The 15,537-nt window shown below is 42.4% G+C and carries 11 protein-coding genes and 1 pseudogene; 9 read left to right on the top strand and 3 right to left on the bottom strand.

What is annotated here, in order from left to right; all coding sequences use genetic code 11:
- The coding region (locus tag G602_RS0114435) for an MFS transporter (RefSeq protein ID WP_026659627.1) at positions 1–386 on the top strand (386 nt) is incomplete at its 5' end.
- A 149-nt stretch (positions 387–535) separates the two neighbouring features.
- Here G602_RS0114435 and G602_RS0114430 read toward each other — a convergent pair.
- Positions 536–1,120 (bottom strand): TetR/AcrR family transcriptional regulator, encoded by a 585-nt coding sequence (locus G602_RS0114430; protein ID WP_013282475.1) that lies wholly within the window; start codon positions 1,118–1,120, stop codon positions 536–538.
- Positions 1,121–1,284: 164 nt separating this feature from the next.
- Between G602_RS0114430 and G602_RS0114425 the strand changes: the two genes are divergently transcribed.
- A complete protein-coding gene (locus tag G602_RS0114425; protein ID WP_013282476.1) occupies positions 1,285–2,772 on the top strand; it encodes a radical SAM protein in 1,488 nt (495 codons plus the stop codon).
- Between the two features lie 83 nt (positions 2,773–2,855).
- Positions 2,856–2,984: pseudogene (locus tag G602_RS0114420) on the top strand (4Fe-4S ferredoxin); the annotation flags it as partial.
- A gap of 136 nt (positions 2,985–3,120) precedes the next feature.
- Here G602_RS0114420 and G602_RS0114415 read toward each other — a convergent pair.
- Complete coding sequence (locus G602_RS0114415; RefSeq protein ID WP_024864884.1) at positions 3,121–3,675, bottom strand: TetR/AcrR family transcriptional regulator; 555 nt, start codon at positions 3,673–3,675, stop codon at positions 3,121–3,123.
- A gap of 166 nt (positions 3,676–3,841) precedes the next feature.
- Here G602_RS0114415 and G602_RS0114410 point away from each other — a divergent pair, with 166 nt between their 5' ends.
- Genes G602_RS0114410 through G602_RS0114400 form a run of 3 tightly spaced genes read left to right on the top strand, consistent with a single transcriptional unit; the run spans position 3,842 to position 7,746 of the window.
- Positions 3,842–5,185, top strand: a complete 1,344-nt coding sequence (locus G602_RS0114410; RefSeq protein WP_196804240.1) for a glycosyl hydrolase 53 family protein — start codon at positions 3,842–3,844, stop codon at positions 5,183–5,185.
- 13 nt (positions 5,186–5,198) lie between these two features.
- On the top strand, positions 5,199–6,212 hold the full coding sequence (locus G602_RS0114405) for an NAD-dependent epimerase/dehydratase family protein (protein ID WP_024864886.1): 1,014 nt from the start codon (positions 5,199–5,201) through the stop codon (positions 6,210–6,212).
- Position 6,213: 1 nt separating this feature from the next.
- Entirely contained in the window at positions 6,214–7,746 is a 1,533-nt protein-coding gene (locus G602_RS0114400; protein WP_024864887.1) for an NAD-dependent epimerase/dehydratase family protein, read from the top strand.
- Here the strand turns inward: G602_RS0114400 and G602_RS29085 are convergent.
- A complete protein-coding gene (locus tag G602_RS29085) occupies positions 7,743–8,924 on the bottom strand; it encodes a helix-turn-helix domain-containing protein (protein ID WP_024864888.1) in 1,182 nt (393 codons plus the stop codon). The two genes, G602_RS0114400 and G602_RS29085, sit on opposite strands and share 4 nt — an antisense overlap.
- A gap of 138 nt (positions 8,925–9,062) precedes the next feature.
- Between G602_RS29085 and G602_RS0114390 the strand changes: the two genes are divergently transcribed.
- Genes G602_RS0114390 through G602_RS0114380 form a run of 3 tightly spaced genes read left to right on the top strand, consistent with a single transcriptional unit; the run spans position 9,063 to position 15,520 of the window.
- Positions 9,063–10,469, top strand: a complete 1,407-nt coding sequence (locus G602_RS0114390) for an MFS transporter (RefSeq protein WP_024864889.1) — start codon at positions 9,063–9,065, stop codon at positions 10,467–10,469.
- Positions 10,466–13,057: a family 78 glycoside hydrolase catalytic domain gene (locus tag G602_RS0114385; protein WP_049945245.1), complete on the top strand. Its 2,592-nt coding sequence runs from the start codon at positions 10,466–10,468 to the stop codon at positions 13,055–13,057. The genes G602_RS0114390 and G602_RS0114385 overlap by 4 nt, the downstream gene beginning before the upstream one ends.
- Before the next feature lie 30 nt (positions 13,058–13,087).
- Positions 13,088–15,520: a beta-glucosidase gene (locus G602_RS0114380; protein WP_024864891.1), complete on the top strand. Its 2,433-nt coding sequence runs from the start codon at positions 13,088–13,090 to the stop codon at positions 15,518–15,520.
- Positions 15,521–15,537 lie beyond the last annotated feature (17 nt).

The following is a 15,537-nucleotide window of genomic DNA, read 5'->3' as shown; positions in this document are numbered from 1 at the left end:
TATTCTTTGGCTGGCTTTATGATAAGGTCGGGCTGAAGGCTCTGATCATTTCCACACTATGCAGCACATTCTTCTCATATTTTGTTTTTATGACTGGAAATGCCTGGTTGATCGGAGCTGGGATAATTCTGTGGGGGATTGGAATGGGTGCGCAGGAAAGTATTATGAAAGCAGCTGTCAGCGGAATCGTCCCGCGTTCCATGCGAAGCACCGGTTTCGGAATATTTGAGACAGGATTTGGTATTGCGTGGTTTCTGGGCAGTTGGCTTCTCGGTGCCCTGTATGATTTGAATCCTGTGTATCTTGTCACTGTGTCTGTGGTATCACAGTTTCTGGCGATTGCATTTTATGCTTTATGCCTCCGGTGCAATAAGACAGAGTGCTAACAATTCCAGTTTGCTGGAATGAGCATTATATCGGAATTTTATGTTCTATTGGTGCTAAGGGAATTCCGGGGTCAAGCTTCATATGCGCAAGAATTACTTCGTTTACGCCAGGAAGGATCATTTCTCATGTTAGAAGAGGTCCTTGTTAATTATGGCAGTCTGCTCAAAGCGTTATCAAAGATATTTACGCAGATATCAGCCATTTGTTTTTCGTCTTCCTGCATCCCATCCCTGAACCAGCTTATGAGTATTTGTAAAATGGCAGCTTCGGCAGCAAGTCTGAGATACTTCTTTTCTGGGTCAGCTGTAGGATAGAGCCGCTCTGAGACCGCTTTTTCAAGAAAGAGTTCATTCTGAAGAATTCCGGCTTGGTCAAACAGAGATATTATATCTTTATCGTTTTTGACAGCCCGAAAAATATCTTCGAACCACAGATGTGGGTTTTCGTGCAGTTCGGGCTTTTCGCTGATCTCCGCTATACGCTTTATTATTTCATCCCCAAGCTCATGCAGGATATCTTCTTTATCTGTATAGTTTCGATAGAACGCCGTCCTTGATACTCCTGCACGGCGTACTATCTCGCTGATGGTGATCTTCTCATAAGGGTGTTCGCTCATTAGATGCATAAGCGAAAGCTGCAGACACTCTCTTGTCAGCTGATTGGACTCCTTATTATTCATCCTCAGAACTTCTTTTTTTTGCATTTCTGTTAAAGATTCTTTTGAGCTTTTCATTTTTTCTCCCTCTCGACGTTACAAAAAATGCAAGAATGTAACATCGGTTCACTTAAACGAAATATTGTCATGTCCGATGGTAGAGCCATTGTTATTAATATGCTGTGGCGTTACACTTGTTACATCAGAATAATTGTAGCATCGTTTGGGGAGGCATAACAAGTATGGAATTAGCAAAAAACATTTCTCACAAAGTACAAAGACAGGCTTTTAGCATACTGATTGACAGGTTCCTTGCAAATCTCGATAAAACGGAGAACAGGACTGCTACTTATCTTAAGCTTGTTGACCAGGCAGAGAAATTCTGGGGTAAAGATGGAGCCAGAAAAGAAAGCCTTGATAAAGTAAGAGCGGCATTTAAAGATCCGGATAACAGATGGGTTAAGTTTTTGAATAAAGTAATAGATGAGACAGATCCGCATGTTGCAAAGATGATGATGCTCAATCTTGGCTATGAGGCATTTTTCAGAGGCACAAAAATGATCAGGGCAAACAGGGAAAAATACGGATGCAATATCCCATGGCTTATTCTTTTTGACCCTACAAGCGCCTGCAATATGCACTGTGCGGGATGCTGGTCAGGTACTTATGGACCTAAGCACAATCTGTCTTTTGAAGATATGGACAAAATCGTTACCCAGGGAAAAGAGCTGGGAGTATATCTTTACATGATGACAGGAGGAGAACCTCTTGTAAGGAAGAAAGATATCTTGAAACTGGCAGAAAAGCACAATGATGTTGAGTTCTCTATCTATACCAATTCAACACTTATTGATGAGGATTTCTGTAAAGAAGTTGTAAGGCTTGGAAATCTCACATTCCAGCTTTCTATCGAGGGAACTCCTGAGACTAATGACGCAAGACGTGGCCTTGGTCATTATGATGCAGTAATGAATGCCATGGATCTACTCAAAAAGTACGGAATAGTTTATGGAACTTCCATCTGCTATACAAGAAACAACATCGAGGCAGTGACTGATCCCAAGTTCATCGAGTTCATTGCTGAAAAAGGTGCTAGATTCGGATTTTTCTTCCACTACATGCCGGTTGGAAACAATGCTGTTCCTGAGCTTATGCCTACAGTAGAGCAGCGAAAGAAGATGGTGGATCAGATAAGGTTCCTTAGAAGCGTCAAATGTGACCTGGGATTCTTCCCTATGGACTTCCAGAATGATGGTGAAGCTGTCGGTGGCTGCATCGCAGGCGGAAGAAACTATTTCCACATCAATTCAAGTGGAGATGCTGAACCATGCGTATTTGTCCACTTCTCCAACACCAATATACATACACATTCAATACTTGAGATGCTTCAAAGTCCTCTTTTCATGGAATACCATAAGGGCCAGCCTTTCAATAAGAACCATTTAAGACCGTGCCCTATGCTTGAAAATCCGGCTCTTTTAAGGGATATGGTCGAAAGATCAGAAGCTCATGGTACAAATGAAGAATCCGAAGAAAGTGTTGAGCATCTGTGTGCAAAGTGTGATGATTACGCAAAAGAGTGGGCGCCTGTAGCTGACGATATCTGGGCCGGACAGAAACACTATAAGAAGGCATATGAGAATTATGCAAAAAAGGATGAAAAGCCTCTAAACATAGTTGCATTTAAGCACAAACCCAGACAGCATCACTTTAAACATAAGAGAGCTTAAATGCCTCGAATTTTATAGTATTGTTGTTTCATTTACCCTGTCGAATAAAGTTTTATACTTTTCTTTTTCTGATGCAAGGCAGGTTTACAATGATCGGATGTCCCAAACCGGATGAGGGAGATTACACTGAGAAACTGACAGAAGTTATCAGTAACAAGGACATAAGGGATGTTACTATTGCAAGGATGGAAATGCCATGCTGCGTCGGTCTATGGTGTTCCGATGACTCATATAGCGTCGGAACACTTTTTTTATGTTCTAATGGTGCTCCGTGAATCCCTGGAGCAAATTTCTGTAAGCGCGCCAATAATATATGTGGGAAATAACGGTTTACAGCTTCGTAAGAATTCATTTATGGCTTTGTGCAATATTATTACAGGAATGATATATGACTTCAGCCAGATCATGTGTATCTGCGTCAAAATTATTGTGTATCCAAATCTTTATTACGTTAAGACTTCCATACATAATAAAGGTGTATACGTATCGAGCAGTGGGAATCTCATCTATTTCGGGAGCTGATTCCTGAACATATTTCTGCACATTGGAAATAATGCTCTGCTGAAAGAGTTCGTTTTCCGGCTGGCAGAGGAGTACTCCAAAAGTGGTCCGATGCTCTTTTACATAATTTAAAAATGCTTCGATGGATTCCATGGTGTTCATGGGACTGTCAATTTTTCTGAGGTTTTCGAAGGTCTTTTCGAGGACCTCTTTTTCTATGTCCTCCAAAAGTTCAAACTGGTCCTGATAATGGAGGTAGAACGTTGATCTGCTCATATCTGAAAGGTCGCATATTTCCTTTATGGTGATCTTTGAGACGGGCTTATTCTGCATAAGCTCCAGTAATGATTCTTTTAAGATCTTCTTTGTGATTACGGTTCTTCGGTTGTTCTTGGTCGCCATTATCCATCTCCCAAATCTAAAAAAACTGTTAACTTCGTACACTTTTAAAAAATATGTATTGTTTACGACGTTTTAAAGAATATTGCAAGTTGTAAATAATACACGGTGTCCATATTATACATACAGTGACTTGTTATTGCAAATGGAGATTTTTTGGAGGTTGTAAATGAAGGAAAAAATGACAGGTTTTCTTGAAAGGTTAAAGAAAATGAAGACAGGCCATAAGGTAGGCCTTGCAATACTTCTGATAGTTATATGTGTTGTGCTTAAAGTTCTTACTGCTCAATTCTTATACACAGAAATCGGATACGCAGCGGCTGATAATAATGAGAATTTCAGAATGGCGCTATCGGTCAGCCCGTTTACAGCAAGGGCTTTTGACGAAGGATACACCTATGAGTATGAAGGCAGGCAGATAAGCTCCATAGAAGAACTGGAGCAGTTATATATAGATAAAGGCGCTACAGAAATGTATGTGCGCATAGCCACAAAGAGGCACATAACAGATGAGGATGTGACTGATGGAGAGGTTGATACCAATGCCAACGTTCATACTTTTGATCAGGCCATAGAGCTTTGCAAGCTGGCAGCCAAATTAAATATCCCTATTAATCCTGAGGTAATGTGTGCATACACCTACATGGATATGGAAAAGCAGCAGGCCCCAAAGTTTGATGAGTATCCCGAGCTTTTTGCTCTTCAAAATGGGAAGGACTGGTCTGAGCTTTCGCTAGATGAGATAAATATTCTGCTTAAAGCATATGGCAGGTTCCTGGCAAAAGAGATATTGAATACCGGATGCACAGTGGAGAACTGGAATCTTGGAAATGAAGCTAACTTTGGATTTGCAGGAGTCAGCCTTGGGCTTAAGACAGCTGTAAATGAAAAGCTTGCCGGAGTTCCGGATTTTATGAGATATCTACTCCCACTGTTTAATCCCGGATGGTTAGAGAAGAATATCTGGAGATACAATGCAAGCGAGTTTGCGGCTGTAAAAGAGGGAATCCTGGAAGCATACGAAGAACTCGGAATTGACTCCTCCAATGTTAAGTTTTCAACTCATATTGCAACTGTGGTTATGACTCCTAATTCCTGTGCAAAATATTTTAACTGCCTTGCAAAGAATGGATATTCCGTGGATGTTGCGGGGATCAGCTATTATCCTAGTGCTCCATCCATGTATGCAGATTCCACGATTCTGTTTAAAAAGACTGTTATGGCCATAAACAAAAAGTGCCATGTACCCGTGTTTATCGGAGAGTTTGCATATCCTTCAGGAGAGATGTCCGGGGCTTTTGCCGGATGGAACAAGGCTACAAAGGGATATGCAAATACTGAAGATGGACAGGCAGCCATTTATAAAGATGTCATCGATTGGGGTAAAACCCATGGCGTTGCAGGCATCCGTTACTGGGCTGCCGACTATGAAGACTGGGGAACAATGGGATTGTTTAATTTTGAGAATAAGCATGGCGTACCTAAGAAAAGCCTGCTTATGAATATTGATTAAAGGAGATAAGTCGATGAAAGTATTTATGATTGGTGGAACAGGACTGCTCGGAAGTGAAGCAGCCAAAGTGCTTATTGAGAGGGGACATGAAGTGACATCTGTTGCGTTACCTCCGCTTCCTCAGGGAGCTGTCTTGCCACCTGAAATGAAAATTGAATATGGCAACTATCTGGAGATGTCAGATGAAGAAATAAAGGGTTACATGGCCGGGTGTGATGGATTTGTTTTTGCAGCCGGAGTGGATGAGAGAGTTGAAGGACCTGCTCCAATCTATGATCTTTTCAAAAAGTACAATATAGATCCACTTAAGAGACTTCTTGCTATTGCCAAGGAGTGCGGTGTTAAGCATATTGCAATCTGTGGATCATACTTTTCCTATTTTGCCAAGACAAGGCCTGAACTTGAATTAACAAAGTGGCATCCGTACATAAGAAGCAGAATTGACCAGGAAGAGATAGCGATGTCTTTTGCCGGTGACGGCTTTGATGTAGCAGTTCTGGAGCTTCCATATATTTTCGGAACTCAGCCCGGAAGAAAGCCTGTATGGGTATTCCTTGTAGAACAGATCAGGAGCATGAAGAAAGCTACGCTATATCCCAAGGGCGGAACCACAATGGTAACAGTTCATCAGGTTGGACAGGCTCTGGCAGGAGCTCTTGAATACAACAAGGGAGGACACTGTTACCCAATCGGTTATTACAATATGACATGGAAAGAGATGCTTGCTATCGTTCATAAGTACCTTGGATGCGAGGGAAGAAAGGTTATCACAATACCTAACTGGATGTACGCTATGGGCGGAAAAAAGCTGATGAAGGAGCAGGCAGCAAAGAATATCCAGGGCGGACTTCATATGGTGAAGTTTACGGATCTTCAGTGCAGCAATCTCTTTATTGATAAGAAACTTGGATGCGAGCCGCTTCATGTTGAAGAGGACGACATTGACAGGGCAATCGGAGACTCAATTAAGCTCTGTGTCGATGTACTTGATGGCAAGGCAAAAGTAGTAGGAATGAAAGGCGAATGATATGAGTGCGAATAAGTTACCGGTTGTTTTTATGACAGGTGCAGGTGGAGGAATGGGATTTGAGAGCTTTAAGCAGATGCTCCCTGACATAGGTAAAATCTATGACCTCATTATTTTGGTGAGGGACAGTGAAAAGAATCATAACCTGTTTGACAGTTATGAAGGCAGGGAAGGTCTGTCCATTCGTTATGGAGATCTTCTTAATAGGGATGATGTTTACGGATGTATTGCTGACAGCGACATGGTACTTCACATTGCAGCATTTGTGTCCCCTGCAGCAGACTATTATCCAAAAAAAGCAATGCAGAATAATTACGGTTCTGTTGTGAATATGATAGAAGCCATAAAGAAGAGCGGTAAAGAGGATAGCTATAAGTTTGTATATATCGGAACCGTGGCAGAAACCGGTGACAGAATGCCACCTATACACTGGGGAAGGGTCGGGGATCCGATAAAGCCAAGTATGTTTGATTACTACGCGGTTTCCAAAGTTGCGGCAGAGCGCTACGTTATCGATAGTGGCCTAAATTACTGGGTATCTCTAAGGCAGACAGGAATCATCGGACCGGCTATGGCCAAGATCCGTGATGCTATCCAGTTCCACAACTGCATTTTCAACGTGCTTGAGTATGCTTCTGACAGGGACAGCGGAAGAGCTATGAGAAATCTTGCAGCATTCGATGCCGATGGAACCCTGGATGAGAGTTTCTGGGGACACATCTACAATATTGGCGGCGGTGAGAGCTGCCGCGTGAGCACTTATGAAATGTACAAGGATATGTACGGTGTTCTGGGCTTTAAGAGCCTTGATCCGGTGATCGATCCAAAGATGTATGCCACAAGGAATTTCCATGGTCAGTATTATCTCGATTCCGACAAACTGGAGAAATACCTTCATTTCAGAAGTGATTCCATGCAGTACTTTTATGACGCATATCTAAAGGACCTTGGCCGCGCAGTTACCGCAGGTAAAGTGATAACAAAGCTTCCCGGTGGTCAGAAACTCATGGGAAGTATTATAAAGTCAACCTTCAAAAAAGACTTAAATTCAGAGCATGGGACAAAGCACTGGCTGGATGAAAACATGGAAGACCATATCGATGCATACTGGGGCAGCAAAAAGGCCTGGGAAAAGCTTCCCAAAAAGCTGAGCCAGATGGAAGAATTTACTGATTGGGATAAAGTTGTACACATAGACCATGGCTATGATGAATCCAAGCACGAATCAGAGCTTACTCTGGAGGATATGAAGAAAGCGGCGGAATTCAGAGGCGGCAGTTGTGATTCCAAAGAAATGAAGACCGGTGACTGGAAAACTCCCCTTGAGTTTACATGTCAGTTCGGACATCATTTTAAAGGCAGTCCACGCCTTATTCTTGAAGGTGGGCACTGGTGTGATGAGTGCGAAAGAAAATCCTGGAACTACGGAATGAGAGCCAAAAAGGATAAGTTTTTCGCGCAGGTATGGAATCCGCTTCATGAAGAAAGCGAGCTTCGTGAGTATCCCAAGATGGTCTCGGAACTGGATATTTAACTATTTCTGAACTCCTTTGGAGTCATTCCATATTTCTTTTTAAATACATTTTGAAAATAACTCTGTGTTGAGAAGCAAAGATACTCACTTATCTCGCTGATGCTTTTGTCAGTGAATTTAAGGAGGCTCTTTGCTTCTTCCAGTTTTCTGCGCATTATATAACTGCTTATGTTAAATCCCAGTTCTCTTTTAAATTTTCGTGAAAGAGTGCTTCGGTCTATCCCAAGGTATGCGGCAACATCTTCTACTGAAATATTCTGATTGACGTGGTTTGCTATGTACTGGATAGCCATATATATGTCCGTCTCCATTCCCTGAGGAATTTTGGATTCGGCTACACGCTTGGTAAAGTCCATAACTGCCGTGGCATTAAGAAGAGTAACTGAAGAAGCGTCTGACATACGTTCAGCCTCCTGAATATACATATCTGACAATTGGTAGGCTGTTTCGATGTCAAGTCCACCTGAGATGGAGTGCCTGGTTACCAGGGCCATTGAAGCGATGAATATGTTTTTTGCCTGACGAAGTGAATCTGGAGCAACTTTTCCTTCATTTATTCTGGGGATATTTCTGATCATGGCTTCAAGACCGGCAATATCACCGCGTTCCACGTAGCCATAGTATTCTTGTTCAAAGAAATATGTATCATGAAAGTTCTCAGTTTCTTTTCGCTCATACAGGGTGTTAGAATGGCTTTCTCCTACCTCCGCCTCCTTTTCTCTGTCAAAGAGGTTAAAAGTCTCATAAATGTCTACGTAGTTACCGGTGAGTTCTTTATTGATCATGGCAAGAATATTCAAGAACTGTATGATTGAAAACTCCGGCGTCTGAACAAAAAACTCTCTGATCTTGTCTTTGTTTTCAATAGAAACACCATATTTTAGGATGATAGCGTCTATGAATTCATCAGTCACAGCCATACTGCTAACGGGACCTACAACAACAGCTTCATTGCTAAGATCGCTTCCTACATAGCCAATATGAAGCCCTTCTTCAGTCTGGTAATGGTATAGGCTGGTTGTGGACTTGCCAAGTATTCCGCTGATAGCAGAAGCCAGTTCAGTTGGCATATCTATTACCGGGAAAGAAAGAAGGCATACACTATCTTTGTAGTAGTGGATTGGAACATAGGTGGCATTATAGATGTAGCTTAAAGCCTGAAAAAATGCATTTTCCATAGGAAACCTCAAATAGTCACAAAATTACAATATTGCGTCATACTATTACAATAATGATAAGCGGGCTCCTGATAGACTGTCAATAGAAAGAGAAATATGGCAAATAGCAAAAGCCGTGACAATAATCAGGAGGTTATTATGGGAAGAAAAAAAGAACTTGGCGTGGATTCAATGGGAATCCAGAAGACCATGAGGTTTGGAGATTTTTTGGGAGATGGAATTGGGCAGATACCGCTTAATGCACTAAGCTGTCTGGTAGGACAATTGACCTACTTCTATACAGAAAAGGTCGGACTGGCTGCAGCATCTGTTGCTACAATGCTGATCATAGCCAAGATACTTGACGCTTTTACAGATCTTATCATGGGTAAGATCATGGATTCAGTTCATTTTAAGGATGGTAAGGCAAGACCGTGGTTTAAGATAATGGCAATACCGGTTGCAGCGATCATGGTACTGCTTTTCACAGTTCCTGCAGGAGCTGCTTCGGGGCTTCAGGCGGGATATGTTCTTTTAACCAACATCCTTTGCACTGCTGTGGTTTATACTGCTGTTGCCATACCTTATGGTGCTATGATGGCCATGAGGACAAACAGTGTTGAAGAACGAGGCAAAATGGGTATCTTCCGTGCAGTATTCGGTTATGCCATCGGTATGATCATAGCGATCGGTCTTATACCTATTACAAATGCCTTGGGGGGAAATCAGGCAGCGTGGATAAAGGTGGCAGTCATTATGGCAGCTATCTCAGCGTTTAGCATGATCGTTCTTTACAGAAGCTCAAAGGAAAATGGTTCAGAAGAAAAGAAGTCAGTGGATGAGCTGGAGGAAGAGAAGATGTCTTTTGCCCAGGAGATAGGTCTTTTGTTTAAAAACAAGTACTGGGTTCTGATGCTCGTTGCAAATCTTTTTATGAACATTTCTTATGGACTGTCCAGCTCAGGCGGAGCATATTATGCAAAATATATCCTCGGAAATGACAACATTGTGGCACTTCTTGGTGCCGTTGGACTTATCCCGACTTTCCTTGGATTCATATTAGTTGGTCCGATGACAAAGAAATTCGGAATGGCAAAAACATGTCTTATCGGCTGTGTTATTGGAATAGTTGGCTGCATCGCCCGTGTATTTACTCCTTACAGCCTTGTTTCATGTCTTGTCGGAGGAAGCATGGCAACCTTTGCCAATATTCCGATCATGTGTCTTATGGGTGCAATGGTAAATAACTGTGTTGAGTACAATGACTGGAAGTTTGGAAAGAGAATGATCGGAATGAGTAACTCAGCAAGCTCTTTCGGATCAAAGATTGGTTCCGGAATCGGAGGATCACTTATTGGATGGATCCTTGGCGCATGTGGATTTATTTCCGGCGCAGCTGTTGCTGAGCAGCCAGCTGCAGTAAATGGCGGAATCTTTGCATTTTCAATCTATGTTCCACTGTTTTTGCTTGTTGTTATGGCAGTGATCTTTAGCCGTTACGACCTGGAGAAGATTTATGGCAAGATCATGAGTGAGCTTAATGAGAGAAATAAGGAAGGAAAATGATAATGAAAGCTGTCAGACTAAGGTGCGAATATTTAACTGATCCAATAGGAATAGATATAGTAAGACCCAGACTTTCATGGAACTGTGAAGGCGGCAATAAGCAGAGCGCATATCAGATCATTGCGAAAATGGAAGACGAAACCGTCTGGGATTCCGGGAAAGTGAACTCAGACCAGATGCACCTTGTGATCTGGGGCGGAGAAACACTTGGAAGTCGTGACAGGATTGAATGGACAGTAAAACTCTGGGACGAAAATGATATTGAGGGTGAAGAGAGTGATACTGCCTCTTTTGAGCTAGGTCTTTTAAATAACGATGACTGGAAGGCAAGATGGATCACCGGAAATTATAAGGTAAACAAGAAGAACAGATACCCTGTTGACTGCTTCAGAAAAAGATTCTGGACCGGGGAAAAGAAAGTTAAATCAGCAAGAGCATATATGACTGCCTGTGGGATATATGAAGGAAGTATCAACGGAGACAGAATAGGTGAGTTCTGTCTGGCACCCGGAATTACTGATTACCGCAAAAGAGTCCAGTATCAGACCGCTGATATTACAGATAAGATTATCCAGGGAAAGAATGAAGTCTTTTTCATGCTGGCTGACGGATGGTACAGGGGCTCGGTCGGTGCCTGGGGAATGAAGAATTATTATGGCAGCGAAACGAAGCTCCTTGCCCAGATTGAGATCACATATGAGGATGGAGAGGTTCAGGTAATCTGCACTGATGAATCTTTTGAGTGGACAAATGAAGGGCCAATCCGCTTTGCAGATAACAAGGATGGAGAAAACTACGATGCCAGAAGAGAAGATTTTGAGAAGGCAAAGTGGTGGACTGCTAAGGAAACATACCACAATGTGATACCAACAGCATCCAACAATTTTGCACTCAAAGAGCAGGAGAGGTTATCTGTTAAGAATGTGATCAGGACGCCTCAGGGGAAAACAATCTTTGACTTTGGCCAGAATATTGCAGGTTACGTGGAATTTGACGTTGTAGCTGATGAAGGGCAGCGTGTTTTCCTTCGCTTTGGAGAAAAGCTGGACGAGGCTGGAGAATTTACTCAGCACAATATTCAGTGTGTTAGAAAGAACCTCATCACACCACTTCAGCAGATAAAATACATATGTAAGGATGGACAGAACCACTATAAGACAAGATTCGCCATATTTGGCTTTCAGTATGTACTGGTGGAATCTGATGTTCATATTGATTTGGAGAACATGACTGCTATTGCGGTTTATTCTGATTTTGAAACGACCTTTAAGTTTGACAGTTCAAACAGGCTTCTGAACCAGTTTGTGCAGAATACACTCTGGTCGCTTAAGAACAATTCCGCAGATCTTCCGACGGACTGCCCGACAAGAGAACGTCATGGCTGGAGCGGAGATGCCCAGATATTTATTGGCACTGCAGGTTATATGGTAAACTACGCTCCTTTTGCCATGAAATATGAAACAGATCTCTGCGATTGGCAGACTAAAGACGGGTGCTTTCCTCAGATTGCACCGGAGGGTGGCACTGACTCATATATGCGTGGAATGAACGGATCATCGGGATGGTCAGATGCGGGAGTAATCATTCCTTATCGCCTTTGGAAACAGAACGGGGATATCAGGATCATTGAAAAATATTATGATTCAATGAAAAAGTACGCCGGATATGTTATGGAACGCGCGGGAAAAGAGAGTCTGTTAAATTCAGAGAAGCATTCAGTAAAAGGAAAAGAAAAAAAGTATATTTACAACAACGGCCAGCACTATGGCGAGTGGGCAGAACCTTCAGATGTCCATGCCATGAGTTTTAAGGATTTCATAAAGTCACAGCCGGAGGTTTCAACAGCTTACATGAGCTATGTCATGACTCTTATGGTTGAGATTGCCGGTGCCCTTGGAAAAACAGAAGACATAAATCTTTACAAAGAGTATGCGGAAGGTGCAAAACGTGCCTATCAAAAGCTCGTTGAGGATCCAAAGTACTCTCTCGACACGGACAGACAGGCAAAACTCGTAAGACCTTTGTACTTTGGTATGCTTAATGAAAAACAGACTGAATATGCGAAAAAGAGACTGATAAAGGCTCTGGAAAACTATAAATGGAGAGTAGGAACAGGCTTTTTATCAACACCTCTTTTACCATATGTTCTTCAAGATATTGATATCGAATATGCTTATAAGCTTCTGGAGAATGAGGAAAAGCCCGGATGGCTTTCAATGCCGAAATCCGGAGCGACAACAATATGGGAAGACTGGGATGGACCGGATTCGAATAATGGAAAAGGCGGCGGAATCGCATCTTTGAACCACTACTCCAAGGGTGCTGTATGTCAGTGGATATTTGAGGCGATGTGTGGAATCAGGGTGGTTGGAGAAAATCATTTTATCATTGCACCTCACCCCGGCGGACACTTTGATTTTGCAGAGTTTTCATATGACAGCGTATATGGAACAGTTTTCTGTAGATGGGATAAAAAAGATGATGGTGAGTACAGTTATCACATTGAAGTCCCGGCAAACACGGATGCAATGGTAATACTTCCGGGGAAAGAGGGATTGGAAGTAGGACCAGGTAAAGCAGATTTTTAATGAAACACTAACAATAACAGGAGAAGAGATATGCAAAAGTATGAAAAAGAACACCGCGCTTTAGTGCTTAAAAATGCAGCTGAGTGTACCGTTCTGTTAAAAAATGATGGAAAGTTTCCCATTGATAAACCATGTAAGCTTGCAGCTTATGGTGCCGGCATGAGATACACAGTCATGGGCGGAACAGGATCCGGTGAGGTTAATACAAGATTTGCATATACCATCGAGCAGGGGCTGGAAAAAGCGGGCTTTGAGATAACAACTAAAAAATGGCTGGATGAGTATGACCAGGTCAGAAAAGTTGCAAAGAATACCTTTTACAAAAACCTGAAAAAAGAAGCAAAAGAAAAGCATGAGAATGTGATCATGTATGCCATGGGAAAGGAAATGACAGAACCATGGCATAGCATCCACATTGATAAGACGGGTGATACAGCTATTTATGTTCTTTCCCGCAATTCCGGGGAGGGAAGCGACAGAGGGGTGGTAGAAGGAGATGTAAAGCTTGCTGCATCTGAAGTCAGAGACATTTTAGCACTTAACAAAATGTATGAGCGTTTCATGCTGGTGCTTAATGTAGGCGGAGCTGTCGATCTTTCTCCTGTAATGGAAGTTGGAAATATCCTTCTTTTATCTCAGCTTGGAACAGACTGCGGAAGAGCTCTTGCAGATATCCTCATTGGGAAGCAGAATCCTTCTGGAAAACTTACCACAACCTGGGCTTCTTATGAAGACTACTGTCACGAAGGCACTTTTGGCGACTGGAATGACACAGAGTACAGAGAGGGAATATATGTAGGGTACAGGTATTTTGACACTGCGTGCAAAAAGCCTTTATTCTCATTTGGGTATGGATTGTCTTACACCAGTTTTGAGCAGAAGGTGTTATCCGTAAGTGCATCTGGTGATTTTATAACCGTCAGCGTTAATGTGAAAAATGATGGAGACTATTCAGGAAAAGAGGTTGTTCAGGTATATGTCTCTTTGCCTGATGGAAAGCTTGATAAGGCATATCAGGAACTGGCAGGCTTTTCCAAGACATCTCTGCTGGAACCGGGATGCGAAGAACAGACAGACATTTCTTTCAGGCTCTCTGATCTATCATCCTATGATGAAGAGACCAGCGCATATATTCTTGAAAAGGGAGACTATATCATAAGGTGCGGAAACAGCTCGGACAACACAAATGTTGTTGCTGTGATAAATCTTGATGAAACCATATGTGTCACAAAAGCAAGGAATTGCCTTGGAGATCCAGGCTTTAAAGATCTTTTTATGGAAAGACATTCGAATGAGAGTATTCCGGAAGAAGTGCAGAAACTGACTATAAATTCTAATGACATAAATTGTACGGAACTAATATATGATGTCGAAGAAGACGTGGATGAAAGAGCTAAGTCATTAACGGATGAGGAGCTTGCTTATCTTGCGATAGGTAGTTTCAACGAAAAGCAGAAAGGACTAAGTATCATCGGTAATGCTGCAACCCATGTCGCAGGTGCTGCGGGTGAAACCACATCCAAGCTTACCGGAAAAGGAATTAAACCTCTTATTATGGCTGATGGTCCTGCAGGACTCAGACTTGCCAAAAAGTACTACGAGGATGAAAATGGAGCTCATGATGCCAGCGGTGCAGGAATGATCCCGGATAGTATGCTAGAAGTCATGAATCCTTTGGTTAAGTTCATAGCTTTAAAGGTAACAGGAGGAAAAAAGGCACCTAAAGGTGCAGTGATCAGAGAACACTATGCTACCAGAATCCCGATAGGAACAGCCATTGCCCAGAGCTTTAACACAGACCTTGCTTATAGCTTTGGGGATATGGTAGGAAGTGAAATGGAAGAGATGGGAATAAATCTCTGGCTTGCTCCTGCCCTGAATATTCACAGAAGCATACTATGCGGAAGAAATTTTGAATATTACTCTGAAGATCCATTGGTTTCCGGCCTCATTGCGGCGGCGGTGACCCAAGGTGTTCAGAAGCATAAAGGCTGTGGGACTACCATTAAACACTATGCTGCAAACAATGCAGAGACAAACCGTTATTGCAATAACAGCCATGTAAGTGAACGTGCCATGCGTGAGATATATCTCCGCGGATTTGAAATCTGCGTAAGAAAATCACAGCCCAAAGCTGTGATGACAAGCTACAACCTGCTTAACGGAACGCATACTTCTGAGCATAGAGGGCTGATACAGGATATTCTCAGATCAGAATTTGGGTTTAAAGGAATCGTCATGACTGACTGGGTTATGACTGTTATGGACAGCAAAAGATCCATTTACAGGAATGCGCTTTCAAATGAAGTGGCGGGCGCAGGTGGAGATCTGTTTATGCCTGGAGGAAAGAAGGATTATGAAAACGTGCTTTCTGCTATCAAGGAAGGTAAGCTCTCCAGGAGACAGATGGAAATCAACGCATCACGTGTTATCAGAATGGTAGATGAAATGCTTATTTCTTGACGCTTAGGAGTACTGTA

Origin of the sequence: Butyrivibrio sp. AC2005 (assembly GCF_000424145.1) — a bacterium.
In the GTDB taxonomy this organism is placed as follows: domain Bacteria; phylum Bacillota; class Clostridia; order Lachnospirales; family Lachnospiraceae; genus Butyrivibrio.
Note: the sequence above shows the minus strand (reverse complement) of the source record. Positions and strands in the feature narration are given on the sequence as shown.

What these genes read in the sequence shown, in the direction of transcription:
- G602_RS0114415 (WP_024864884.1), bottom strand. Translation starts at nt 3,675, where the DNA reads ATGGCGACCAAGAACAACCGAAGAACCGTAATCACAAAGAAGATCTTA.
- G602_RS0114425 (WP_013282476.1), top strand. Translation starts at nt 1,285, where the DNA reads ATGGAATTAGCAAAAAACATTTCTCACAAAGTACAAAGACAGGCTTTT.
- G602_RS0114410 (WP_196804240.1), top strand. Translation starts at nt 3,842, where the DNA reads ATGAAGGAAAAAATGACAGGTTTTCTTGAAAGGTTAAAGAAAATGAAG.
- G602_RS0114380 (WP_024864891.1), top strand. Translation starts at nt 13,088, where the DNA reads ATGCAAAAGTATGAAAAAGAACACCGCGCTTTAGTGCTTAAAAATGCA.
- G602_RS0114390 (WP_024864889.1), top strand. Translation starts at nt 9,063, where the DNA reads ATGGGAAGAAAAAAAGAACTTGGCGTGGATTCAATGGGAATCCAGAAG.
- G602_RS29085 (WP_024864888.1), bottom strand. Translation starts at nt 8,924, where the DNA reads ATGGAAAATGCATTTTTTCAGGCTTTAAGCTACATCTATAATGCCACC.
- G602_RS0114385 (WP_049945245.1), top strand. Translation starts at nt 10,466, where the DNA reads ATGATAATGAAAGCTGTCAGACTAAGGTGCGAATATTTAACTGATCCA.
- G602_RS0114405 (WP_024864886.1), top strand. Translation starts at nt 5,199, where the DNA reads ATGAAAGTATTTATGATTGGTGGAACAGGACTGCTCGGAAGTGAAGCA.
- G602_RS0114400 (WP_024864887.1), top strand. Translation starts at nt 6,214, where the DNA reads ATGAGTGCGAATAAGTTACCGGTTGTTTTTATGACAGGTGCAGGTGGA.
- G602_RS0114430 (WP_013282475.1), bottom strand. Translation starts at nt 1,120, where the DNA reads ATGAAAAGCTCAAAAGAATCTTTAACAGAAATGCAAAAAAAAGAAGTT.